The organism is Lamprobacter modestohalophilus, assembly GCF_016583905.1.
In the GTDB taxonomy this organism is placed as follows: Bacteria; Pseudomonadota; Gammaproteobacteria; order Chromatiales; family Chromatiaceae; genus Lamprobacter; species Lamprobacter modestohalophilus.
Genome location: NZ_NRRY01000003.1, coordinates 22,793 through 47,822, shown reverse-complemented (window position 1 = coordinate 47,822; position 25,030 = coordinate 22,793). Strand labels below are relative to the sequence as shown.

The following is a 25,030-nucleotide window of genomic DNA, read 5'->3' as shown; positions in this document are numbered from 1 at the left end:
AGCTCGGCTCAGCTCAGCTCATCTGTTGTGCTTGCCTCGATGATGCCCTTCAACGCCCTACGCATTCATGGAAGATCCGCTTGTCGCAGGTTGCACAGACCGCCTTATCGAGCTTCTGATAGATCGCATGGATCGCCGCCTCTTTGCCTCGGAACACATTGCGCGCGCCCCTCGCCTCGATGCAGCCACAGGCTTCGAGCGTCTCCCACAGCCCCTGCTTGACGTTGATCAGGTACAGGTCGCCACCCTCACGCTGGCGTCGCTTGGCCTCATCCGCCAAGGCCTGCCCGCCCTGAAGGTCTACAAAGTTGATGCCATCGGCCAGGACCGCCAGATGCTTTTGGGTCGGATGACGCGCGCGCAGCAGATCAAAGCCGCGCTCGACATGGGCGACCGAGCCGAAGAACAGCGAGCCATCGATACGGATGAAGCGCAGCTGCGGGCACTGGGTCACCTCAGGGTCGCTGGAGAAGGCGTGCTTGGGCAAGCGCGGATCGGGCGCCAGGGTCACGATGCGCGGCTTGGAGGTCCGCTCCAGATAGAGCACCAATGACAGCAACACCCCGGCGAAGATCGCCAACTCCAGCTCCAGGAACAACGCCGAAAAGAAGGTGACGCTGAGGACCGCCGTCTCGCGCTTGGAGGCCACCAGGATGTGGCGGATCTCTTTGCGATCGACCAGCCCCCAGGCGACCAGGAACAGAATCCCGGCCATTGCCGCTGTCGGCAGGTAGCTCGCCAGCGGGGCGACCAGCAGCACGATGACCATCAGCAGCAGGGCGGCAAAGATCGCCGCTAATGGTGTCCGCGCGCCCGCCTCGAAGTTGACGCCGCTGCGATTGAACGAACCAGTGGCGACATAGCCGGAGAAGAACGAACCGGCAATGTTCGACAGCCCCTGACCGATGAACTCCTGATTGCCATCGATGCGATAGCCACCCCGTGCCGCGAGCGCACGCGCAATCGAGACCGCCTCGGTCAGCGCGAACAGGGTCACCGCGAGTGCGGTCGGTGCCAGCTGCTTGATCTGATCGAAGGTCGAGATCGGCGCCGAGAGCGGGGGCAGGCTTGCCGGCAAGGCGCCGACTGTGGCGATGCCCGTGTTTGCCTCACCCAGCCAGGCATTGAGTCCCAGGGCGACCAAGCTGCCACCCAGCATCGCCGCGATCATATAGGGCATCTTTGGCAACCAACGTTTGACCGCAATGCCGACCAGCAAGGTGGAAACGGCAACCGCCGTTGCACTGGGGTTGATGTCGATCACATGCTGGCCGAACTCGTTCAGGATGTCATGAAAGTGGCCACTGCTGTCCATCTCCAAGCCGAAGAAGTGCTTCAGCTGCTTGGCGGCGATCAGAAACGCCGCCCCGGCGGTGAAACCAACGACGACCGAGTGCGAGATGAAATTGACCAGCGCCCCGAGGCGCGCAAACCCAAGCGCCAATTCGAGCACGCCGACCATGAAGGTCAGGGTCAGCGCCAGGCTCACATAGTCCGGCGTTCCCGGCACCGCGAGCAGCGAGAGCGACGAGAAGAGCACCACCGAGGCGGCGGTCGTCGGGCCGGAGACCAGGTGGCGCGAGGAGCCGAACAGCGCGGCGATGATCGCCGGCACCATGCCGGCATAGAGGCCATATTCCGGCGGCATGCCGGCGATGGTCGCGAAGGCCACGCCTTGCGGCAGCACGATGATGGCGCCAGTCAGCGCCGCCATGAGGTCGGCGCGCAGATCCTCCGGGCGTACCTTGGGCAGCCAGACCAGGAAGGGAAACAGCCAGGTCAGTCGGCTGCGGAGTCGTGTAGGGGCCATAAGGATTACCGGCGCTCAGGCGGTTGGTTGCGTCGCCGCCAGCGTCAAGCGCGCCTGTTGTACGCCGTGACCATGCAAACGTGTGACCTCGAACACGAGATCCTGCCATTGAATGCGATCGCCCTTGCGCGGCGGTCGCCCTAGCTCGCTGAGAATCAATCCCGATACGGTTTCGACCTCGGGATGCTCAAGCACGCGCTCGAGGACGTCGCCGAGCCGATCGAGTCGCAGCGTCCCCTCGACTTGGTAGCGGCCGAGTCCGATGGCCAGCATATCAGGGACCTCGTCAGTCCCCTCTTCGACCTCACCAATGGCCTCGACACAGATATCCTCGATGGTCAGGATACCGGCGGTTCCACCGTGCTCGTCCATCACCACGATCATCTGATTGCGCGTCCTGGCCATGCCCGCCAAGACGTCGTCTAGGGTGGCGGTCTCGGGCAAATAGGCCGTCTCGCGCACCACGGCCGGGTCCAGGCCACGACCCTCGCGCAGCAGACCGAGCAGATCCTTGATGTGCACGGTGCCGAGGATATGATCCAGATCGCCACGGTAGACGGGATAACGGGTGTGGCGGTGTTGCTGGAGGATCGCGCGCAACTGGGCATCGGTGGCCTCGATCGGGAGACCCTGGGTGAAGACCCGCGGCACCATCGCCTGCTCGGCGGTCACCTCGCTGAAGTCGGCGAGCTCGCGGAAGACCCGCCCACTCTCCTCGCTGAGCAGTCCGCCGAGCTGACTTTCCCGCGCGATCAATTCCAGCTCATCGGGATCGAGGTAATGCTGGGCACTGTGAGCACGCTCGACGCCAACCAGACTCAGCAGCAGGATGCCGGCCCGATTGAGCCCATGCACCAGCGGCAAGAGCAGCAGGCCGATGACGCGCATGGGCGCGCTGACCCACAGGGCGACCCGTTGCGCATGACCCAGCGCCAGCGCCTTGGGGATCATCTCGCCGAGAACGATATGCAGGTAGGTGATGAGGCCGATGGCCAGCACCGACGCCAGGCCATGTGAGGTCAGGCTCGCGCCCGTGTCGCTCAGCCCGAGCGCGGCCAGCCAGCCCTCGAAGAGGTGCGCGAGCTGGTGCTCGCCATACATCCCCAGTCCCAGGCTGGCGAAGGTGATGCCCAGCTGTGCCGTGGCCACATAGCGGTCGAGCCGGTTCGGGTCTTCGAGCGTGATCACCACCGCCTTGGCACGACGGTCGCCCGCCTCGGCCCGCGCGACCATGGCTGTGCGTGGGCTGCTGATGATGGCAAATTCGGCGGCGACAAAGAGCCCATTGAGGGCGACCAGCGCAAGCACGATCAACAGGATCATCAGCAGTTCAGTCATCCGCGCCTCCGCCGACAGTCTCGGGTATCCAGACGATCACCGATTCGATAGCGGCACCGGTCATCTGCTCGATCTCCAGGGCCATCTCGTCGGTGTGCAGGCAGAGCGCGCCAGCGGGGACGGTCTCCAGTTGTTCGAGAATCCAGCCGGCCAGCGTCTCGGCATGGGTCGCTTCGAAGCGCGCGGCCCCCAGGGACTGGGCCCATTCACTCGCCGCTTCGAGCGTGAGCCGGCCCGGCAACCGCCAGCGCCCGTCCGGAAGGGGCGTTGGTGTCTGCCCGGTCAAGGACTTGAATTCGTCGGAGAGCTCGCCGAGCAGCTCGCGGATGATGTCCTCCAGACTGATCAGCCCCTCGGCATCGCCATACTCATTGACCACCAGGGCGATGCGCGCATGCTCATCGCGCAGTTGGCTCAAGGCGCGATCGATGCTCAGGCTGCTCGGCAGGATCAGCAGCGGACGGACCAATTCATGGAGGCTGTCGAGCTTGCTTCCGCTTGCAATCGCGACCACCAGATCTTTAACGTGCAGATAGCCCAGCACCTCATCCAAGCCACCCCGGTGGACGACCAGTCGGGTATAGGGAGAGGCGTCGATGACAGCCAGCAGTTCCGGCAGCGGCGCGTCGAGATCGAGTCTGGCGATCTGACCGCGTGGCACCATGATGTGACGCACCCGATGCTGGGCGAGCTGAATCGCCTCGCGCAACCGCTCGCTCTCTTTGTCTTGCAGCAAGCCGCCTTGACGACTCTCGCGGATCAGGAATTCGATCTCCTCGGGCGCATGCACATGTCGGTGGCTCGACTCGGTGGAGACGCCGAGCCGGCGCAGGATCAGCGTGCCGCTGCCGTTGAGCAACCGGATAAAGGGGGCGAACAGCCGCTGCGACCAGCGCATGGGCGGATAGGTGAGCAGCGCGGTGCCCACCGGATACTGCAGCGCCAGGCTCTTGGGAATGAGCTCGCCAAAGATGACCTGGAGCGAGGTGAGCAGGACCAAGGTCACCGTCGCGGACAGGGCATAGGCGCTGACCGGCTCCAGGAGCTCATGCTCGGCCAACAGACTGCCCAGGGCGAGGCCGATTGTGGCCTGCCCGAAGGCGCCCAGCACCAGACTCGAGAGGGTGATGCCGATTTGGCAGCCGGCGATGTACCGATCCAGTTGCCCCGCATCGCGCAGGATCGGCAGCAATCCGGCGGCCAGGCGTCGACCCTGCGCGGCCAATTGCTCGACGCGCGTGAGGCGCACGCTGATCGCGGCAAATTCGGCCGCGACATAGAGCGCATTGATGAGGATGAGCAGGAGGACCATGAACGGCGTCCAGAGGCTCATCGATCAACCCTCCGCCCAGGTTTTAAGCGCCGAGCACCTGAATGGGCGAGCACCTGAAACATCTGCTTGGCCAAATAGGCCGAGTGCGGGAAGCAACTGTGGGGCTCGTCGGCATCCTCGGACACCGGAGTAGGCGAGCCATGCGGCTGTGGATGAGCGTTCATCAGGCGGAAGTATGCCAGAGAAGCCCTAGGCTGACGACATGATGCCGTGGCTTTGCGAGGCCCGCAATCACTGTTTGCGGGCCGCGATATCGTCGAGCAGCACTACGCCGTTGAGGCGAGAACCGCCTTCAGTTCCGCGGCGCCGACCGGCTTCAAGAGGAGCTGGTCGAAGCCCGCCTCTTGCGCCCGCTGGCGATCCTCATCCTGCCCCCAGCCGGTGATCGCTGTCTGCAATCACCCAGGTCGCCGTGGTTGCCGATCAGGGCTGGATTAGCGCCGCTGTGATCAGGCTCAACCCGCTGATGAGCGGCCGACCTCGAGCTTGCTCATCAGGTGTCGATTTGACACGGGTCGGATCGACACATGTATCCAATCAACACGCCCGCATCGCGCGCGGTTGCGACTGCTCGGCATGTACAGTGCAGACTGTTGGGGCCCTGCGATGATCCCAAGGCTTGGCATGTCATCTGCATTGCGCTTGGTTCACTGAAAAACCACGGAGCATGATGACGATGACTGATGAACGGCTTTCGACGGCGCGCCCGTTTGCGACCTTGACGAAGATCGGCGTTGGGCTGTTAGCAAGCGCTGCCTTGACGCTCGCCGCCGGCTGCAACGGGACCGATATGGGCACGCTGGAAGAGCAGGGTCTCCAGGAGCCGAAACAGCCAGAGTGGAACTACAAACAGCCCCAGACACCGCAAGCACCCAACCCGAACCCAAGCGCGGGTGGCACGATGGGCAACCCGAATGATGGCGCACTGTACGGAGCCCCAGGGGATGAGCCAGTCGGTGATCTCACCGACGGCCAGAGCCAACGCTGACCCTCGCTCGTCCGCGCCGGGGCGAAGATCAGGAGGTTTCTGATGCGCTCCCGAGCGCCTGAACACGAGCGCTGGTCCAGATTTAAATTCCAGAAGGGCCAGATTGTGGATTGTCAAATACGCACTACGCAGAGGCTGCTACTTTAGCTCCCGGAACCATCCACTCCTCCTTATAAACACCGCTCGCGCTGCAGTCAGCTCGAGCGGTTTTTTTTGTCTGGCTGGCGCGAACATGTCACAACAGGACCGTCACAACAGGACCGTCACAACAGGACTGTCACAACAGGACTGTCACAATAGCCGCTCGATGATCAGGCGCGAATCGACCTCGCGCACCCCGGGGATCTCGCTCGCAATGGTCTCGGCAACGCTGCGCTCGGCCGCGGAGGTGACCGAGCCGCTCAGTGTCACCACCGACTCGCTCACCTTGATCTCAATAGCACGGTCGCTCACCGTCGTATCGGACTGCAGTAAGGCGCGTAAACGGCTGCTGATCCAATCATCGCCTCGCTCCAGCTGCTCGGCACGCCCTTGCTGCTCGCGCTCGTCGGCGATCAGGCCGGGATCGACACTGATGTAATTGAAGACCTCGTTGACGCCTTCGGTGCTCTCTGCCATCGCGGCGATCCGATCCTTGGTGGCCGAGGTGCCGACTTGGCCGTTCAATCGCACCACGCCGCGCTCGACCTCAATCTGGACATCCAGAGGGAGATTGCTCACCTGCCAGCGCAGACGTTGGTGCAACCGGGCAGCAGTGGTTCGATCCTGAACCTCGCTGATCAAGCCGCTGTTGACCTCCGGCATCGGTGCATCCAACGCCAATGCCGAGTCAACCTCGGCGTCATTCCCAGCGATCAGCCGCGCGAGCTGCATCGCCAGATTGGCTTCGATCTCATTGGCGACAGCGCCTTCGAGACGCAATCCGGCATCGCTTGATCGCACGTCGATGGCATAACCGCCAAGCAGCGGGTTCATGTCGATCAGCACCTGCGCCTTGGCCGCGGTCTCGGCAGGCAGAGCCGTCTCGGCGCTCGCTGGTAGGCCGATAACCCCAAACAGGACGGCGGTCAGGATAAAGCCCTGATGCATATCGATCTCCTCTCTCCTCAAGCAACCATCGCCAAAAAATCAGAAAGCCGCCGACCAGGATGGCCGGCGGCTTGTTCGAGAGACGCTCACTCAGTGCGCGGCTAGGCTCACTCCGCGTGCGGCTCAGGCCCTGCAGCTCAATCGGCGCTACTCAAGCTCTGGGCGAGCGCTTGCCCGGCCCGAGCGTTTCAGCATCCGAGTGCAGACTGCAGCATTTTGACGGGTCGTTAACGCGCCTGATCAACGGCGGTCTTGACCCGCTCGGCCAGTTTCGGATCACGGCGCATACTAATGGCAATCTCGTTGTATTGCTCAACCGTAATACCGGTCTCTTCAACCTTTTGCGCCATCTCATCTTGGGCCTCGCGCTGCAGACTCTGCGCGGCCTCGGCACTCGGGGCGTTCGACAACTTATCGGTGAGATCCTCACTGATCTCCTGCACCCCCAAGAAGGCATCGGCAAAGTTCGAGACGGTTGAATCATCGACCGTCATCGGCGCACTCGGCGGTGCTTGGAAGCCCGCGCCCGGAGCACCACCTGCGCCCTGGCCAGCCGGAGCCTGACCAGCTGGAGCTTGGCCGGCTGTGTTCGACTGAGACCAGGCCGTGCCGGTCACGGCAAGCAGTGCAGTGAGTGCCAGTGCGGGAGCGAGCGGTTGGCGTGTCATCATCATCTGAAACCTCCAGGTGAACCTGTTGTGAATGGCATCAAGCCTCTTTCACCTGCCGTGCCAACCTGGATAAAAAAGATGATTCGAGCTTCATGATCAAAGTGTTAGAAGCACAGTCCTCCGCTTGAGCGCCAGTGCCAGCGGGCTCGCCAAGCGAGTCAAAAAGACACATGTGTCATTCGGCTACGTGGCACAGTGACCCGGCTCAGCGCCGAGCTAGCTCGAAGCTCCTGCCTGCACATCGCCAAGGGACATCGCGCGTCGCCACCCGGACAATGAAGCGTTTGTTTAACGCTGACCCGCTCACGGTCACCTGCTCATGATCCAGCCTGCTCATCATCGAGCTTGCGATACAGGGTCTTGCGCCCGATGCCTAAAATCTTCGCCGCGCGCTGCTTGTTGCCCTGGGTCCACTCCAGCACCGAGCGGATGTAACGCGCCTCAACCTCGGCCAGGGTTTGCCAGTCTTCATCGGCTCGCGGTGCCAAAGCTCCCGGTGCCAAGGCTCGCTGCGCCAGGGCTCCCGTCATCGAGGCCGGTGCAGAAGCCAAAATCGAAGCCGAATCCAAGGTCGCTGCAGACTGATCCAGCCCCTCGCTCAGGTTAGCCTCAGCACGCACACACTCCGGCAGATCCTCTAGGCCGATCAGCGCATCCGGCGCCAGGGTCACGGCGCGCTCGACCAGATTCTCCAGTTCACGCACGTTGCCGGGATAGCGGTAGCGCAGCAAGGCGCGCCAGGCCTCGGTTGCGAAACGCCGCGCCGGGCGTTCGCGCGCCACCGTCTGCGACTCCAAGAAACGCTGTAATAAGGCGGCAATGTCATCACCCCGATCGCGCAGCGGCGGCACCTGGATGCGGAAGGTCTCCAGACGGTAGAACAGATCCTCGCGGAACTGCCCGTCGGCGATGCGCGCGCCGATATCGCGATGGGTGGCGGCAACGATGCGCACATCGGTGCTGATCTCTCGATTGGCCCCCACCGGTCGCACGCGGCCATCCTGCAACAGCCGCAGCAGCTTGGTCTGCATCGCCGGCGGCATCTCGGCGATCTCGTCGAGGAATAGGGTGCCACCGTCGGCCTCGACGAAGAGCCCCTGACGCGCACCTCGCGCACCGCTGAAGGCCCCCGCGGCATGGCCGAGCAGCTCGGATTCGAGCAAGCTCTCCGGGATGCCGGCACAGTTGAGCGCGACGAACGGTGCCGCGGCGCGCGGACTCTCGGCATGCAGCGCCCGCGCGACCAGTTCCTTGCCGGTGCCGGACTCGCCGGTGATCAGCACACTGCTATCAGACTGCGCGATCCGACGGATGAGGTCATAGAGCGCGCGCATCGCCGGACTCTTGCCGAGCATGCCGTGGAACTCGCCGCCCGCGAGCACCTGCCGGTAGCGCGCCACCTCGGCCTGTAGCTGCCGGTTTTCCAGTACCCGCGCCACCGCCAAGCGCAGATGCTCGAGGTCGACCGGTTTGGTGAGGAAATCATCGGCCCCGGCCTTGAGCGCCGCCACCGCTTGGTCGATGGTGCCAAAGCCGGTGAGCATGATGAAGCCGGGGCGCGGGGTCAGCGCGCGGGTCGCCTGCAACACCGCGAGCCCATCCTCGCCCGGTAGCCGCAGGTCGCTCAGGACCAGCGCCACCGCTTGGTTGGCAAGGACCGCTTGTGCCGCACGTGCATCCGCTACCCCGGTCAGCGCATAGCCTGCCTCTTCAAGCTCCTCGAGCAACAACTGGCGATAGCCGCGATCGTCCTCGACCACCAGGATCAGCGGGCGCTCGTTTGCGGGGATTGCGGGGGTTTCCGGACGCGCAGGCTCAGCAGACATGATCGGGATCTGGATTCCTCACTCAGTGCGGTAGAGCTGCTGGCGCAAGACGCTCGGGCGGGCTCAAGGCCGCCCGCGTATCGCCAGACAGCGGTAAGGCGATCAGGAAGCAGGCACCCTGCTCCGCCGCTGGGGCAAGCCAGAGATGACCTCCATGCTCGGCGATGGCGGCTCGGGCCACCGCCAGCCCGAGCCCAGTGCCCTGGCCGGCCGGCTTGGTGGTAAAGAAGGGCTCGAACAGTCGTTCAACGGCCTCAGGCATGACCCCAGGACCATCATCCGCGACCCGCAGCAAGAGCTGCTCTTCAGTCAGCTCGGCGCTGATCCACACCTGATGCGTCGCCGCCTGTAGGGCATTATCCAAGAGGTTGCCGAGCGCCTGCTCCAACCGCAGTGGGTCGACATCGAGCTTCAGCCCGGCCAGCTGCTCGGCCAATGCGACCTCGACCTGTAGGTCGTCGCGCGGCGCGGCCTGGCGAGAGCGCGCCACAACCCCCTTGATCAAGGGCGCCAGCTCGACCAAGCGCCGATTCAACACCCCTTGGCGGGCGAAATCGAGCAGCTCACGCACAATGCGCTCCACGCGCCCCAGTTCGGCGAGCAACTGGGTCAGCTCGCCCTGCGCGGGTGACTCCGGAGGCAACTGACGGGCGGCGCGCTGGGCGCGCCCCGCAACACTGCCGAGCGGGGTGCCAAGCTCATGCGCCAAGCCCGCAGCGAGTCGCCCGATCGCGGCCAACTTCTCCGATTGGCGCAGCTCGCGCTCGAGCTGCGCTTCACGCGCGCGCTGATCGCGCAGGCGATGCTCAGAGGCCTCCCAGCGCGCGATCATGGCATTGACGCTGGCGCCGAGACGACGTAATTCATCGGGACCACGTTCTGGCACCCGCAGTCCCGACTCGCCGGTCCCGATCGGCTCCATCGCGCCGGTGAGTCCGCGCACATGGCGACCGACGGCGCGATGATGGCCGATCAGCACCACCAGCACGAAGACCACGGCGAGCAGACCCAGCGCGCTGCTTCCAAGCCAGCGCAGACGTTCCAGATAGTCTTGAAAGCGGGACAGATCGCGCGTTACCTGCAGCAGCCCAACCACCTGGCCGGCCCCGTCGAACAGCGGCAGGAAGAACGAGAACACCTCGCGACCGCGGCGCTCCTCGAAGCTCCCCTGAGTGCCCTCGGCGGTGAGCGCGCGCGCATCGCGACGCCGCTCCAGCAAGGGGCTGCACGGACCGCTGGTGGCCACCCGCGCGCCGGCGCGGTCGTAGACATAGGCGCCAAACACCTGATCGATCTGAAACACCGAATCCAGCGCCTCCTGCACCGCATCGGTATCGTCACGCACCATCGCGGCCGCGATCGGCAGACGGATCGAGCGCGCCACCAGTTCGATATCATCCTGCAGGCGCCGCGTCATCTGCCCCTCGAGCTCGCGCAGGCCCAGCATGCCCAGCCCCACCAGGATTCCGAGCAGTGGCAGCAAGACGAACAGCAGAACGGCGTTGCGCAGTGAGCCTAAGCGTTGCATCGGGCCATTGTGCCGCAGGCCAACCCCGGCTGTCGTCTCAACGCCCGCGCGGGATTCAACCAGCGAGAGATGCAAATTGATAGCATTGATGCACGCCGCACTGAACATCAATGCTCAACAGGGGTCGGGCAGGCTAGAATAGCCCCTCAGAAAAGCCGGTAAAGCCGACCTATCGAGTTTCGAGACGCCCTATGCGCCCTGCCCCCATGCTGAAGACTGTCTTTCCGTTCCTGAACTGGTTCCCGCTCTCCGGTGACCGACTGCGCGGCGATCTGATCGCTGGCATCACGGTCGCGCTGGTCCTGGTCCCACAGAGCATGGCCTATGCCCAGCTAGCCGGTCTGCCAGTGGTCTACGGACTCTATGCCTCGTTCATGCCGGTGATCATCGCCTCGCTCTGGGGCTCACTACCGCAGCTGCATACCGGCCCGGTAGCGATGCTCTCGCTGATGTCGGCGGCGGCGGTGCTACCGCTGGCGGCGCTTGGCAGCGAGGACTTCATCGTGCTCTCGGTGATGCTGGCGCTGATGGTCGGCGTGCTGCGCTTGGTGCTCGGGCTGCTGCGCATGGGCATCCTGGTCAACTTCCTCTCCAGCCCAGTGATCGTCGGCTTCACCAATGCCGCGGCGCTGATCATCGGCCTGTCGCAGCTGAGCAAGATCCTTAACGTGCCCTTCCCGCGCACCGATAACTTCGTGCTCGACCTCTGGACCGTGATCGTGCAGTTGCCGCAGACCCATCTGCCGACGCTGCTGTTCGCGCTCGCAACCTTCGTCATCATCATCGGCGCACGCCGGGTGATACCGAAGATCCCCGGGGTGCTGCTGGCGGTGGTGTTGCTGACGCTGTTGAGCTGGTGGATCGGCTTCGAGCGCAATCAGTCGGTTCCCCTCGACGCCATCCAAGACCAAGAGGCACGCACCCTGGCGGCGGGCTTCGCTTCTACCGCACGCGCGATCGACTCGCTCGGGACCACCACCGCGCGCATCAACCAAGACATGCGCGATCTGATCAGCGCCGATGATGCCGATCGGTTCGCCGAGGTGGCACTGCTAGAAGCCGATCTCCGCGTGCTGACCCGCGAGATGAATCAGCGCAAGCTGGCCAACAACGAGCGCCAAGTCGCGCTGCACAACCTCCGTTTCGAGCATGTGCTGACCGAGGATGGCCGTGATCTGTTCTACCGTCACGGCGCGGTACCTGCCGATGTCGAAGCCGACGGCCACACCTGGCGCATCAGCAAGGTCGATGGCGATCAGATCAAGATGATGGGCGGCGGTGCCGTAGTCGGCGCCATCCCGGCAGGCTTGCCCAGCTTCCAGGTGCCGGAGATGCGCATGGACTTCTTCTGGACCCTGTTCCCCTCGGCACTGGTGATGGCGCTGATCGGCTTCATGGAGGCGACATCGATCTCTAAGGCCATCGCCGCGCAGACCCGCGAGCGGGTCGATACCAGCAAGGAGCTGGTCGGTCAGGGCCTGGCCAATATCGTCGGCAGCTTCTTCAGCTCTTATACCGTCAGCGGCTCCTTCTCGCGCTCGGCGGTGGCGGCCAAGAACGGCGCCAAGACTGGGCTGTTCGCGATCATCAGTGCCATCGCGGTGATGTTGGTGCTGCTGTTCCTGACCCCGCTGCTCTACCATCTGCCGCAGGCGGTGCTGGCGGTGATCGTGATGATGGCTGTGTTCGGACTGATCAACATCCGCTCGCTGGTGCGCGCTTGGAAGATCGAGCGTCAGGAGGCCCTCGTTGGCCTGATTACCTTCATCGCCACCCTGGCCATGGCGCCGCAGCTCGCCAACGGCATTCTGCTCGGCGCCGGACTCGCCATCGTGCTGTTCCTGGTCCGCACCATGCAGCCGCGGACCGACATCCTTGGCCGCCGACCTGACGGCAGCCTGGCTGGCGTGAGTACTAATGAGGTCGAGCCGCTCGGCAATCGCTTCATCGTCGTGCGCTTCGATGGCTCGCTCAACTTCGTCAATGCCTCACGCTTCGAGGATGTCTTGCTCGAGGCGCGGGCCAAGAACCCTCAGGCTCGCGCGGTCTTGATCGATGGCAGCGGCATCAACGACATCGATGTCACCGGCGAGGAGCGTTTACGCGATGTGATCGAGACCTTCCGCGACAACGGGGTTGAGCTCTACTTCTCGAGCCTCAAGTCACAGGTCTACGAAACTCTACGCCGCGGCAAGCTGTTCAACCTGCTCGATGAGACCCACTTCATGCGCACCAAACGGACGGCTATCGACTTCATGAAGGAAACATTCGATACCGGTGAAGCACCGCGGCCAGCGCCTCCAGCGGTTGGACCGAGCACACCGGTGCTAGGCTAGGTCAGCGATGAAATTCTCCGAATTCGAGACCGACGCTGGGCCACTGATCGAGGCCCATGAGCCAGGCCAAGTTCGGATTCAAGGCCAGCACTACAGCGGCACGCTAGCGCTCACCGCTGGGCGCATCCTGACCGATTGGGGGCCGGCCCAGTTCGAGCAGCTAGAAGCAGCCCATTTCGAGGCCATTGCCGCGTTGGCGCCGCAAGTCGTGGTGCTCGGCACGGGCGCTCGCCAGCGGTTCCCAGACCCGGCCCTCTATGCCTGCCTGCTCGCTCAAGGCATCGGTATTGAGATCATGGATACCGGCGCCGCCTGCCGTACCTACAACATCCTCGCGGGTGAGGGCCGGCGCGTGGTTGCCGCCCTGATCAGCGATGCCTGAGCCAGCATTGAATCATCAACGCCTGAGCCAGCCACTGAACGCATGGGCCAAGATCAAAGGCTTGAGTAAACGCGAAACAGATGAACCACCGCTAAACAGATGAGCCATCGCTAATGGACCGCAAGATCCTGCTCTCGGTGCTGACCGGCGCCCTCCTCGCCTTCATCGGGATCTGGATGCTGCTGTCCGCCTTTCCCGATGAGCGCGCCGGGGTTCGGCTCTATCCCTGGGACGTCAGCCGCGCGCCGAACGGTCAGCTACAGGCGTTTGGTCTGACGCTCGGCGAGAGCACCCTGACTGATCTGCGCGCGCTGCTCGGCGAAGATGGCAAGCTCAACCTGTTTGCCGAGACCAGGCCCGACGCCCCCGACACAGATTTCACCGTCGAGGCCTACTTCGACAACATCCTGCTCAGCAATCTGAAGGCCGATTGGGTGGTCTCGCTCGCGGTCCCGCAGGACCAGCTCGCTGGCATGTACGACCGTGGTCTGCGCGCCAGCAAGCTCTCCAGCGGCAGCCGCAAGGTGGTGCTCGACCCCGACGATGCCGCACCACTCGCCGAGGCGCCGATCCGCTCGATCACCTATCTCCCCTGGAAGAGCCTCAGACCGGAAGACATCATTGGTCGTTTCGGCGAGCCCGAGCGCCAGCTCACCGAGGAGCGCGGCGTAGTGCACTGGCTCTATCCGGATAAGGGTCTTGATATCGCGCGCGATGCTGACGGCGGCGTGGTCATTCAGTATCTGAACCCAGCAGACTTCGAGCGCGCGATGCAGCCGCTACTCAATGCAGACGACAGCGCAAACCACGACGGACTCACGCCCTAGCACTCAAGCATCAGCGGGCGCTCAAGCACCAACGCGACGCAGTGCCAGATCTAGCGCGGCCAACAGCAGACACTCAAGCAGCATCGCGAATCCCGGCGTGGATCAGGATCTCGTCATAAGGCGCTGAGAGGGCACCCTGCTGATCTCGCTCCAAGAGCCCGAGATCTGCAAGCTCGGCCACATCCGCTTGCAGATCGCTGCCATCCCAATCCAAGGCCCGCGCAAGTTGCCGAAGGCTTAACCCCTCATGCGCAGCAACATAACGCAGCAGTTCCATCCGCTGCTCGGTAATTGCCAAAAACAGCTCTCGCAGGCTGCCGAAGGCAAGCCTGGGCGTCATTTCACGGGAAGAAGATTGCGCTGCAGTCCAAGTCTTGGCGAACTCGCCAAGCGCGGCTTCTGGCGACAGTAAGCTGATCTCGATCGTCTTCATGTCCACCTCCAAGCTGCGAGCCTAGCGCAATCCGCACGAAAGTCAGCAAGAAGCTACTCCACGGATGAAAACGGATAAGGCTCTTCTTGATCTCCGCAGTGACGATGATCGCCCTTGCCCAACTCATTGTCATAGCGCACCAAACACTGCCCAGGAACGCCGCAAAACAGCCGGTATTTGAGTCCATGTGGCCGCTCCCTGGTTGCTGCAGGAAGCGCCCAGATCACCATCTCGCAGATGGTCTCGCCCTGACGGGCCTTGTAGCGGAAAAGTTGGCGCGCTTTCATCGAATTATAGGGCCCGCGCCATCAGCACCGCGTCTTCGCGACTGGAGCGACCTGAAGTAGGGCTCGCTTCAGCAGCCGGATAATAGCCCTTGCGCAGACCGATCTCATCAAATCCCTCGGCCTGATAGAGCTGGATCGCACCCCTGTTCGATGCCCGCACCTCCAGAAAGGCCGTGTCTGCCTCGCGCTGACGCGCGAGCGCGAGCACCCGCCGCAGCAGTTGCCGGCCAAGACCTCGGCCTTGATGGCCAGGTGCCACGCAGAGATTCAGGATGTGGCACTCGCCGGCGGCCACCGACATCACCGCATGCCCGATCAACCGTCCCGCCCGATCGGCAACCAGACAGCAATAGTTCGCGCGCAAACAGTCGCGAAAGATGCCCTCGGTCCAGGGCACCGCATAGGCCTCGCACTCAACCTGCATGACCTCACTGAGATCAGCCTCGGTCATGCGCCGCAAAGCAATCGCGCGCGCCGGTGTCAGGGGGACGGTCATCTGCCGATTATAGCCAGCCGCGAGATCGCCAGCAGCCCTAGCTCGACCCCGCCTGGCTCCAGAAACGACCGATGACCCACAGCCAAAACCCTGCCGCCAAGGTGTTAATCAATAATAAGATTTGACCTAAACCGAAAGGGCCAGAGGGCATCCTCGAGCACTTCAGGAGCAACCGACTCAATTTCCTGACCCGGATCATGCGCGAGGTGAATTCCTTGGTGTTCTTGAACCGAGATCAGCCGGCGCAGGCAAGAATCTCGTTATAGTTTCGCCGAGTTCTCCGTCTCCGACCGAACCGGCGTCCAGATCGCCCAAGAGACGTAGCCAATGTCTCCTGGGAGACCGCGCCGGCGGCTCACAGGCTCCTCGGTCGGGGCACCCATCACCCATCCAACGTGGTAACACGATGTCGCAAGAGCACATGGTCACCATCGACGGCAACGAAGCCGCCGCCTACGTCGCGCATTTGACCAACGAGGTCATCGCCATCTATCCCATCACGCCCTCGTCCAACATGGGCGAGTGGGCCGATGAATGGTCCTCGCTGGGGGTCAAGAATCTCTGGGGCACGATCCCTGATGTCGTCGAGATGCAGAGTGAGGGCGGCGCTGCCGGAGCCATCCATGGCGCGCTCCAAGGCGGGTCGCTGGCAACCACCTTCACTGCCTCGCAGGGGCTGCTGCTGATGATCCCGAACATGTACAAGATCGCAGGGGAGCTGACCCCAACGGTCTTTCATGTCTCGGCGCGCTCGCTGGCCGCTCAGGGTCTGTCGATCTTCGGCGACCACTCCGACGTGATGGCCTGCCGCGCCACTGGCTATGCGATGTTCTGCTCCGCCTCGGTACAGGAGGTCATGGACTTCGCCTTGATCGCGCAAGCCGCAACGCTCGAATCGCGGGTGCCGTTCCTACATTTCTTTGATGGCTTCCGCAGCTCGCACGAGGTGACCAAGATCGCCAAGCTGCCGCTGGAGACCATCCGCGCGATGATCGACGACGATCTGATCAAGGCACACCGAGAGCGGGCCTTGAACCCGGATCATCCAGTGATCCGCGGCACCAGCCAGAATCCTGACGTCTATTTCCAGGGCCGCGAGACGGTGAATCCGTTCTATGCCGCGGTGCCGACCATCTTGCAGCAGCGCATGGACCATTTCGCTGCACTCACCGGCCGCCAGTACAAGCTGTTCGAGTATGTCGGCGCCGAAGATGCCGAGCAGGTCATCCTGTTGATGGGCTCGAGCATCGGCGCAGCGCAGGAAGCCATCGAACATCTCGTCGCACAGGGCGAGAAGGTCGGCCTGATCAAGGTGCGCCTGTTCCGCCCCTTCAGCCCCGCACACCTGCTCGAAGCCCTGCCGGTTACGGTCAAGACCGTCGGCGTGCTCGATCGCACCAAAGAGCCAGGCTCCAATGGCGAGCCGCTCTACCAAGACATCGTCACCGCGCTGGCCGAGGCCGTCGCCGAGGGCAATATGGCGACCATGCCGCGCATCGTCGGCGGTCGCTATGGACTCTCGTCAAAGGAGTTCACGCCAGCGATGGTCAAGGGCGTGCTCGATGAGCTCGCCAAGGACAAGCCGAAGAACAAGTTCACCGTCGGCATCATCGACGATGTCAGCCACAGCAGCCTGGACTGGGAGCCTGGATTCAAGCCAGACGTGACCAAAGGGGTCACCGAGTGCGTGTTCTATGGATTGGGCTCCGACGGCACCGTCTCGGCGAACAAGAACTCGATCAAGATCATCGCCGAGGAGACGCCGAACTTCGGTCAGGGCTACTTCGAGTACGACTCCAAGAAGGCCGGCGCGGTGACCATATCGCACCTGCGCTTCGGCCCCAACCCGATCAACAGCACCTATCTGATCGGTGATGGTGAGGCCAGCTTCGTCGCCTGCCATCAGCCAACCTTCCTGCCCCGTTACGACATGCTCGCCAAGGCCAAAGACGGCGCAACCTTCCTGCTCAACTCGCCGACCCCGGCGGATCGAGTCTGGGAGGATCTGCCGAAGTCGATGCAGCAGCAGATCATCGACAAGGGCCTCAAGTTCTATGTCGTCGACGCCTACGACATCGCCGAGAAGACCGGCATGGGGCGGCGCATCAACACCATCATGCAGACCTGCTTCTTCGCCATCTCTGGCATCCTGCCCAAGGACGAGGCGATCGCGAAGATCAAGGACGCGGTGAAGAAGACCTACGGCAAGAAGGGCCAGCGCCTGCTCGATCGCAACTATGCCGCCATCGATGCCACACTCGAGGGCCTGCACCAGGTGCAGATCCCCGGCGCTGCTAACAGCCCGTTCGAACGTCCGCCGGTGGTCCCCGCCAATGCCCCGGATTTCGTCCAGCGCGTCACCGCCACGCTGATCGCGAACAAGGGCAACAGTCTGCCAGTGAGCCTGATGCCGGCCGATGGCACCTGGCCAACCGGCACCACCCGCTATGAGAAGCGCAACATTGCGCTCGAACTGCCCAAGTGGGAAGACGACATCTGCACCCAGTGCGGCAAGTGCCCGCTGGTCTGCCCGCACGCGGCGATCCGCGCCAAGGTGTTTTCCGAGGACGGCCTCGAGCAGGCACCTGAGCACTTCCAAAGCGCCAAGCTCAAGGGCAAGGACTTCCCTGAGGGTTATCGGATTAGCTATCAGATCGCGCCCGACGACTGCACCGGCTGCGGACTCTGCGTCGAGGTCTGCCCGATCCGCGACCGCAAGGACCCGAAGCGCAAGGCGCTGAACATGTTGCCGGCCGAGGAGCGCCACGACATCGAGGTGCCCAACTGGGACTTCTTCTTGTCCCTCCCGGAATACGATCGCACCAAGCTCGAAGCGACCAAGATCAAGCATGCGATGCTGATGCAGCCGCTGTTCGAGTTCTCCGGTGCTTGCGTTGGCTGCGGCGAGACGCCCTATATCAAGCTCGCCAGCCAGTTGTTTGGCGATCGCATGCTGATTGGTAACGCCACTGGCTGCTCGTCGATCTATGGCGGCAACCTGCCAACCACGCCCTACACCACCAATCCCGATGGTCGCGGCCCGACCTGGAACAACTCGTTGTTTGAGGACAATGCGGAATTTGGTCTCGGCCTGCGCCTAGCCGTCGACAAGCAGACCGACCAAGCCCGTGAATATGTCGCCCGCCTTGCTGACAAGATTGGCAGCGATCTCGCCGACGGCCTGCTCAGCGCGGACCAGAGCACCGAGGCCGGCATCTTCGAGCAGCGTCAGCGCGTCGCCGCACTGCAGGAGAAGCTTGCTGGGATGAGCAGCGTCGAGGCTAAGACCCTGCTCAGCGTCTGTGAGAACCTGGTCAAGCGCAGCGTCTGGATCATCGGCGGCGACGGCTGGGCCTATGATATCGGCTACGGCGGCGTTGACCACGTGCTCTCCACCGGGCGTAACGTCAACCTGCTGGTGCTGGATACCGAGGTCTACTCCAATACCGGTGGCCAAACCTCCAAGGCGACACCAATGGGTGCGGTCGCCAAGTTCAGCGCTGGCGGTAAGGCGACCTTCAAAAAAGACCTCGCGATGATGGCGATGGCCTATGAGAACGTCTACGTGGCCCAAATCGCCTTTGGCGCCAAGGATGTACAAACCGTCCGCGCCTTCCTAGAGGCGGAATCCTATGACGGCCCCTCGCTGTTGATCTGCTACTCACCCTGTATTGCGCACGGTGTCGATCTCTCCAACAACCTGCGCCAGCAGGACATGGCGGTCAACTCTGGCCATTGGCCACTGTTCCGCTATGATCCGCGCAAGATCGCGAACGGCGAGAATCCGCTGCACATGGATAGCAAGGCGCCAACCATCCCCTATCGGGACTATCTGGCCAGCGAAACCCGCTTCAGCGTGCTCAACCGCACCCATCCGGATGACGCCGAGCGGTTCTTGAAATTGGCGCAAAAGCACGTCGAGAGCAAATACTCGCTCTACGAGCAACTGGCCCATCTGGCCTGGCAAAAGGCGGAGAAGCCCGTGACCCCGAGTGAGAGCTAAGCGCCGGTAGCCTGCGAGGGGGATTAGCCCCCTCGCCAGTCCTCCCTCTCGCCCGACCACGCTATTTGCCCCTTGGAGATCCCCATGGACCTGACGACCCAGTACCTCGGTTTCGAGCTGAAAAACCCCATCGTTCCCTCGGCCTCGCCGCTGACCAAGAGTATCGCGCAAGCGAAAGAGCTTGAGGATCAGGGGGCTGCGGCCATCATCATGTACTCGTTGTTCGAGGAGGCGATCACCGCCGAGAACGAGACCATGAACCGGTTCTTGCACCAGCAGGACACCGGCTTCGCTGAGATCGGCGAAGGCTTCCTGCCGGACTGGAACGACTTCAGCACCGGTCTTGACAACTACCTCGAGAACCTCCGGCAGCTCAAAGAGGCCTTGGACATCCCCGTGATCGCCAGTCTCAACGGCGTCACCCCGGGCGGTTGGATCGAGCATGCAAAGGAGCTCGAGCAGGCCGGCGCCGACGCGCTCGAACTCAACGTCTACTATGTGGCCGCTGATATCAGCCTCGATGGCAGCCAGGTTGAGGAGCGTTATCTCGAGATCCTGCGTCTGCTCAAGAGCCAAATCAGTATCCCGATCAACATGAAGCTCTCGCCGAGCTTCAGCTCGGTCGGCAACATGGTGCGCCGCATGGCCGAGGCCGGCGCGGATGGTGTGTCGCTGTTCAACCGCTTCTATCAGCCCGACATCAATATCGACAGCCTGCGGTTGCAGCCGAGCCTGCATCCCTCGACCTCAGCCGAGGCGCTATTGGCGATGCGCTGGATCGCGATCCTGTACGGTCGCATCGATGGCCTCTCGCTCGGTGCCACCGGTGGCATCCATACTGCGGACGATGCCATCAAGCTGCTGCTCGCCGGCACCGATGCGGTCCATCTGTGCAGTACCCTGCTCAAAAACGGGGCTCCACAGGTCACGCGCATCCTTGAAGGGATCACGCACTGGATGGAGGAGCAGAGCTTCGAGTCGATCGCCGATGTGCGCGGCCGTGTCAGTGCCCTCGCGGTGCCGAATCCGGCCGATTTCGAGCGTGCCAACTACGTCAACATCATCGACAGCTATAGCTTCTCGCCCGGCGTGTTGGTCTAGCCGAGCTGGAGCCTAGACTCGCGCTGGTTTTGCCAGCGCGAGCAGGGCGCTGAGGGCCGCCACGACGATCAAAGCTAGGGCGGCTAGTGGCGCCGAGACGGGGGCGGATAATAACGCGGCCAGCGGCCAGCCTGGCGGCGCGATCACTATGCCACCAGCCATCAGCAGGGCCCACCCGGCTGCCAACAGGTTCAGCGATAACGGCCGGCTTGGTCCAATCACCTGCAACGTCTCAGTGCCGCGCTGCCGCGCACAGAGCAACGGCCCCATCAGTCCGCCGAAAAGGCCACAGGCGGCGATCATGAAGCCGTTTTCGCGGTCGAACGCCAACACCCCAGCCATGCCCAGCAGCGCATCGGCAAGCAAGAGCACAGCAAACCCATTCAGCAGCCAGTCAAGCCAGGATTGTTGCGCCCAGCGCCGCGCGCCCTGCACCAGCAGTGCCGCCAGCGCCAGCCCGGCCTGACACAAGGCCAGCGCCATCGCCAGTGCGCGCGCCTCAGTCTCAGGTGCCGGCATCAGCGCACCAAGCTCCCCACCGGAAACGCTCAACAACAGCAGCCAGAATCCGCTGAGGGCGCTGATCGCATAACCGAGCAAGGCCCGCTGCCCGCCTTGCAGCATCCCCAAGATGACCGCCAGCCCCATACTCGCCAGCGCCATCCAGGACAGCAGCGTTGCTGCGTCACCCGACAAGGCCCCCGGCGCCAACAACCGCAGCCAGGGCAGCAGACCAGCTGAGAGTACGAAGCCAATCAGAATCGGGCTCAGCTCAACGGCCCTTCCCGAGAGCACCCGCGGCAGCCATAGGTGCAGGCCGAAGACCGCAGCCTTGGCGCCAAAGCCTAGCAAGCTGAGCACGAGCAAGACCCAGCTGCCACCAATCGCGGCACTGGGTGCAGCCGCTGACGCCAGATTCAGCCCAATACCGCCCTTCACCAGCAGCAACAGCAGCTCGAACAAGAGCAGATCGCTGAGCACCAGCAACACGACGAAGGCACGCGCGCCAGGCTGCCGAACCGCGAGGCCGTAGAGCGCATAGCCACTGACCGTCGAGGCGAGCAGGAACACCACCAGGTTGCCCGCCACCACCAATCCGAGGCTGCCACTCATCGCCAACAAGAACAGCAACACCGGACCCCGGCGGCGCAGCCGTTCGCCGGCAAGCCAACCAGCGACCGGCCATAACAACGCCAACAGCACCAGAAACGGCCGCCCGATGGGGTCGATCATCAGGCTACTACCGAGCAGCAGCTCCGGCAGTAACAGCTCTGTCTGCGGCGCCAGCAGACCGGCAAGCAGGGCTGGCAGCACCGCCCAGGGCGCCAGCAGGCCAATGACGCCAACCAGCCGCGGAAACGCTAGTAGGCCGGCAAAGGTCAAGGGCACCACCAGCACCAGCAACGGCGCCCACTGCCCCAAGGTCGCCAGCAGTGAGGCGACACTCATGGCTGATAGAACTCGCGCTCAGCGATGAGCCGCGCCCATTCCAAGGGCGTGAACGGCATCGACGCGAACAGCCCGATCAGCAGCGACAGCGCTGCGGTAACTAGCGGCGGCAACAGCAGCAGCCAAGCGGTCTCCTTCTTGCCCCCAAAATCACGCTCCTCCGGCCAGGCCTCAGGCGGCTCGCAGAACCAGGCGCGGTGCAGGATCGGCAGAAAATAGGCGGCATTCAACAGGCTGCTGCCAGCGAGCACGAACAAGGGCCAATGCAGGCCGGCCTCAAGCGCGCCGAGGCCGAGGTACCATTTGCTGATGAAGCCGGCCACCGGCGGCAGCCCGATCATGCCGAACACGCCGATGCTGAAGGCGAGCATGGTCCAGGGCATGCGCCGGCCGACGCCATTCATCTCGCTGACCTGATGGATGCCCAGGGTCTCGGCGAGGTTGCCAGCGCAGAAGAACAGCGTGATCTTCATCACCCCTTGATGCACCAGATGCACCAGACCGCCGACCGTCGCCAAGGGCCCGACGATGGCGACCCCGAGCACGATATAGGAGACCTGACTGACCGTGGAGAAGGCCAAGCGCCGCTTGAGGTTGTCCTGGAACAGCGCGCGCAGCGAGCCGTAGAGGATCGTGAACGCCGCCACCAGCGCCAGCGGCTTGGTCACGCCCAGCTCGGCCGCGACCTCGACGCCGAAGACATCGTAGACGATCAGCACGATGCCAAAGGCGCCCGCCTTCACCACCGCCACCGCATGCAAGAGCGCGCTCACCGGCGCTGGCGCCACCATCGCCCGCGGCAGCCAACTCTGCAAGGGCACCAGCGCCGCCTTGACGCCAACGCCGATGATCAGCAGCACGAAGATGGCGATCAGCGACCAACGATGGCCCTCGACCAGATCAGCGACGAAGCCCTGGGTGGTGAACGTCAGGGTGCCGGCAAGCGTGTAGAGCCAGACGGTACCCGCCAGCAACAGCGCACCGGCAATCACCGTATGAGCGAGATAGATCTGGCCGGCGCGCCGCGCCTCCTCCGTGCCGCGATGGACCACCAGCGGATAGGTGGTCAGCGTCAGCAGCTCGAAGAAGAGCAGGAAGGTCAGCAGATTGCCGGCCATCGCCACGCCAACGGTGGCGGTGACGCAGAGGCTGAAGAAACCGAAGAAGCGGCTGCGATTCGGTGAGTCTTCCAGATAGCCGATCGCATACAGCGTCGTCAGCAGCCAGAGTCCGGCCGAGAGTGCCAAGAACAGCAGCGAAAGCGGCCGCACCCGTAGCACCAGATCCAGCCCCGGCAGCAGCGGCAGACTAGCCGCATACTGCTGTTGATGGAACACGCCCCAGAGCATGGCGCCGACCAACATCAGCTTGACCAAGGAGCCGGCGAGATTGAGCAGCGTGCGCGTCCAATAGCGCCGCTCGGCGAGGAAGAAGATCACCAGCCCAGGCAGCAGCGAGCTGGCCAGCACCAGGAGCGGCAGCCAGGCATTCGGTGGCAGCGCGGCATCAATGGTTGGCATCATGGCGCGGCTCCAATCCATGTCTCTCTGCCAGTCCCTACTTCTGATCCTGCTAAGATTTCTGCTTCCAGCATGCCTGATCCCGTCACGACAGCCGCGGGTATCGCGCCAATCTCTTTGAGGGCCGCCATGCCGATCTCAGCAACAGGCTGCATAAAGGGAGCGCCAACCTCGAGCAGCGGCCACAGCCAGGGCGCGGAGAAGCCGAGCAGGATGGCGCCAAAGGCCAGCAGCAAGGCGCTCCATTGCATCGTCAGCGGCACCGCCTCGCCTTCTTGGGCGATCTCGGTCGGGGTGAAGGCATAACCGACCACCTTGAACACATAGCCAGCAGCCAGGACCCCGCCCAACAGCACCACGATCGCGAGTCCCCAGCGGCCCTGGGTGAAGGCGCTCTCGAGCAACAGCCACTTGCCGACGAAGCCACCGCTCGGCGGCAGACCCATGATGCTGATCCCGCCAAGTACGAAGGCGGTCAGCGTCAAGGGCAGCCGCTGCACCGCGCGATCGAGATCGGCGATACGGTCATGGCCTGCAAATTGGAGCAGGCTGCCAGCGCTGAGGAACATCGCGGCCTTGGCCAAGCCGTGCGCCAGTGCCAGATACAACACCGCACGCCAGGCCAGCGCGTTGACCTGAGCGCCCGCCAATGGAAAGGCCAGGAACAGGTAGCCGATCTGTGCGACAGTCGAATAGGCGATCAACAGCTTCAGCCGGCGCTGGCGCAACGCCTGCACCGAGCCCCAGAGCACGGCGGCGGCGCCGAGCAGCCCTAGCAACTCCGGCAACAGCGCCGAGAGCAACCCACCAAGCCCGCTGAACAGGTCCAGCCACAGGCGCAACAGCAGATAGAACGAGGCCTTGATCACCAAGGCCGAGAGCAAGGCGCTCACCGGTGCCGGAGCACTGCCGTGCGCGGGCGGCAGCCAGAAGTGGAACGGCAACAGGGCCGTTTTCAGCAACAAGCCAGTCGACATGACTAGCAGCGCGGTCGTGGCGACAGCACCGGCCTCGATGCGCTCGCCCAGCAATGCGATATCGACCGTCCCATAACCGTGATAGAGCAAGGCCACGCCGAGCAGATAGGCCGCCGAGCCGAGCAGACTCACCAGCAGATAGCGCATCGCCGCGTTCAACGCCGTCGCGCTACCGCTGAGGGCGGTCAGCGCCGCCGCCGACAGCCCCAGCACCTCGAGCATCACATAAAGATTGAACAGATCCGCCGACAGGTACAGCCCGTTCAGCGCCGTCCACAACAGCAGCCAGAGCGGCCAGAACCAGCGCCGCTGCTCCGGATGCGCGGCAAAATATCCCGGTGCATAGACACTGACGCCAAGCCCAACCAAGGACGTCATCAGCAGCAAGGCCGCGCTCAGCCCATCGGCCCAGAGATCGATCCCGAGGGGCGCCCCCCAACCACCGACCGCCACCCGCAGCGGACCATCGGCGAGCAGGCCCTGCACCAAGCCGAGGGTCGCGAGCAGGATCAGCAGCGCGGCCAGCAGCCCCAACCAACCGGCAGCGCGCGGCACGAGAAAGCAGGCCAAGGCCGCGAGCAGTGGCACGAACACCAGTGCGGTGGCCCAATCGGCACCGCTCAACAGCATGGGCAT

20 protein-coding genes are annotated in these 25,030 nt (G+C 63.6%); 6 read left to right on the top strand and 14 right to left on the bottom strand.

The window, feature by feature from the left end:
• Positions 1 to 49 precede the first annotated feature (49 nt).
• The 4 genes from CKO42_RS02345 to CKO42_RS27835 form a co-directional block, all read right to left on the bottom strand.
• Entirely contained in the window at positions 50 to 1,810 is a 1,761-nt protein-coding gene (locus tag CKO42_RS02345) for a SulP family inorganic anion transporter (RefSeq protein WP_200237979.1), read from the bottom strand.
• 15 nt (positions 1,811 to 1,825) lie between these two features.
• Positions 1,826 to 3,148, bottom strand: a complete 1,323-nt coding sequence (locus CKO42_RS02340; protein ID WP_200237976.1) for a hemolysin family protein — start codon at positions 3,146 to 3,148, stop codon at positions 1,826 to 1,828.
• Positions 3,141 to 4,481 (bottom strand): hemolysin family protein, encoded by a 1,341-nt coding sequence (locus CKO42_RS02335; protein ID WP_200237974.1) that lies wholly within the window; start codon positions 4,479 to 4,481, stop codon positions 3,141 to 3,143. The genes CKO42_RS02340 and CKO42_RS02335 overlap by 8 nt, the downstream gene beginning before the upstream one ends.
• Positions 4,482 to 4,747: 266 nt before the next feature.
• Entirely contained in the window at positions 4,748 to 4,879 is a 132-nt protein-coding gene (locus CKO42_RS27835) for a response regulator (protein ID WP_274608867.1), read from the bottom strand.
• Positions 4,880 to 5,157: 278 nt separating this feature from the next.
• Between CKO42_RS27835 and CKO42_RS02330 the strand changes: the two genes are divergently transcribed.
• On the top strand, positions 5,158 to 5,469 hold the full coding sequence (locus CKO42_RS02330) for a hypothetical protein (RefSeq protein ID WP_200237971.1): 312 nt from the start codon (positions 5,158 to 5,160) through the stop codon (positions 5,467 to 5,469).
• Between the two features lie 291 nt (positions 5,470 to 5,760).
• Here the strand turns inward: CKO42_RS02330 and CKO42_RS02325 are convergent, their stop codons facing one another.
• From CKO42_RS02325 to CKO42_RS02310, 4 genes are all read right to left on the bottom strand, one after another.
• Positions 5,761 to 6,558, bottom strand: a complete 798-nt coding sequence (locus CKO42_RS02325; protein ID WP_200237968.1) for a BON domain-containing protein — start codon at positions 6,556 to 6,558, stop codon at positions 5,761 to 5,763.
• Between the two features lie 227 nt (positions 6,559 to 6,785).
• Complete coding sequence (locus tag CKO42_RS02320; RefSeq protein ID WP_200237965.1) at positions 6,786 to 7,232, bottom strand: DUF4168 domain-containing protein; 447 nt, start codon at positions 7,230 to 7,232, stop codon at positions 6,786 to 6,788.
• A 314-nt stretch (positions 7,233 to 7,546) separates the two neighbouring features.
• Positions 7,547 to 9,055: a sigma-54-dependent transcriptional regulator gene (locus tag CKO42_RS02315; RefSeq protein ID WP_200237962.1), complete on the bottom strand. Its 1,509-nt coding sequence runs from the start codon at positions 9,053 to 9,055 to the stop codon at positions 7,547 to 7,549.
• Between the two features lie 22 nt (positions 9,056 to 9,077).
• Positions 9,078 to 10,583, bottom strand: a complete 1,506-nt coding sequence (locus tag CKO42_RS02310) for a sensor histidine kinase (protein ID WP_200239102.1) — start codon at positions 10,581 to 10,583, stop codon at positions 9,078 to 9,080.
• Between the two features lie 191 nt (positions 10,584 to 10,774).
• Between CKO42_RS02310 and CKO42_RS02305 the strand changes: the two genes are divergently transcribed.
• The 3 genes from CKO42_RS02305 (at position 10,775) to CKO42_RS02295 (ending at position 14,128) form a co-directional block, all read left to right on the top strand.
• Positions 10,775 to 12,919: a SulP family inorganic anion transporter gene (locus CKO42_RS02305; RefSeq protein ID WP_200237959.1), complete on the top strand. Its 2,145-nt coding sequence runs from the start codon at positions 10,775 to 10,777 to the stop codon at positions 12,917 to 12,919.
• A 7-nt stretch (positions 12,920 to 12,926) separates the two neighbouring features.
• Positions 12,927 to 13,301, top strand: a complete 375-nt coding sequence (locus CKO42_RS02300) for an Mth938-like domain-containing protein (protein ID WP_200237956.1) — start codon at positions 12,927 to 12,929, stop codon at positions 13,299 to 13,301.
• A 113-nt stretch (positions 13,302 to 13,414) separates the two neighbouring features.
• A complete protein-coding gene (locus tag CKO42_RS02295) occupies positions 13,415 to 14,128 on the top strand; it encodes a hypothetical protein (RefSeq protein WP_200237953.1) in 714 nt (237 codons plus the stop codon).
• 73 nt (positions 14,129 to 14,201) lie between these two features.
• On the opposite strand, the gene CKO42_RS02290 is transcribed toward CKO42_RS02295, so the two are convergent.
• From CKO42_RS02290 to rimI, 3 genes are read right to left on the bottom strand one after another with little or no spacing between them, the layout of a single operon-like run.
• Positions 14,202 to 14,561, bottom strand: a complete 360-nt coding sequence (locus CKO42_RS02290) for an HVO_A0114 family putative DNA-binding protein (RefSeq protein WP_200237950.1) — start codon at positions 14,559 to 14,561, stop codon at positions 14,202 to 14,204.
• Positions 14,562 to 14,614: 53 nt separating this feature from the next.
• Positions 14,615 to 14,848: a toxin-antitoxin system TumE family protein gene (locus tag CKO42_RS27065; protein ID WP_274608866.1), complete on the bottom strand. Its 234-nt coding sequence runs from the start codon at positions 14,846 to 14,848 to the stop codon at positions 14,615 to 14,617.
• 4 nt (positions 14,849 to 14,852) lie between these two features.
• On the bottom strand, positions 14,853 to 15,344 hold the full coding sequence (gene rimI, locus CKO42_RS02285; protein ID WP_200237947.1) for a ribosomal protein S18-alanine N-acetyltransferase: 492 nt from the start codon (positions 15,342 to 15,344) through the stop codon (positions 14,853 to 14,855).
• 406 nt (positions 15,345 to 15,750) lie between these two features.
• Between rimI and nifJ the strand changes: the two genes are divergently transcribed.
• Complete coding sequence (gene nifJ / locus CKO42_RS02280) at positions 15,751 to 19,347, top strand: pyruvate:ferredoxin (flavodoxin) oxidoreductase (protein WP_200237944.1); 3,597 nt, start codon at positions 15,751 to 15,753, stop codon at positions 19,345 to 19,347.
• Positions 19,348 to 19,431: 84 nt separating this feature from the next.
• Complete coding sequence (locus tag CKO42_RS02275; protein WP_200237941.1) at positions 19,432 to 20,448, top strand: dihydroorotate dehydrogenase-like protein; 1,017 nt, start codon at positions 19,432 to 19,434, stop codon at positions 20,446 to 20,448.
• A 12-nt stretch (positions 20,449 to 20,460) separates the two neighbouring features.
• On the opposite strand, the gene CKO42_RS02270 is transcribed toward CKO42_RS02275, so the two are convergent.
• From CKO42_RS02270 to CKO42_RS02260, 3 genes are read right to left on the bottom strand one after another with little or no spacing between them, the layout of a single operon-like run.
• Entirely contained in the window at positions 20,461 to 21,897 is a 1,437-nt protein-coding gene (locus CKO42_RS02270) for a proton-conducting transporter transmembrane domain-containing protein (protein WP_200237938.1), read from the bottom strand.
• Positions 21,894 to 23,420 (bottom strand): complex I subunit 5 family protein, encoded by a 1,527-nt coding sequence (locus CKO42_RS02265; RefSeq protein WP_242479060.1) that lies wholly within the window; start codon positions 23,418 to 23,420, stop codon positions 21,894 to 21,896. Before CKO42_RS02265 ends, CKO42_RS02270 begins: the two co-directional genes overlap by 4 nt.
• Positions 23,417 to 25,030 carry a complex I subunit 5 family protein gene (locus CKO42_RS02260; RefSeq protein ID WP_338034830.1) on the bottom strand — a complete coding sequence of 538 codons (1,614 nt, stop codon included), beginning with the start codon at positions 25,028 to 25,030 and terminating at the stop codon, positions 23,417 to 23,419. The genes CKO42_RS02265 and CKO42_RS02260 overlap by 4 nt, the downstream gene beginning before the upstream one ends.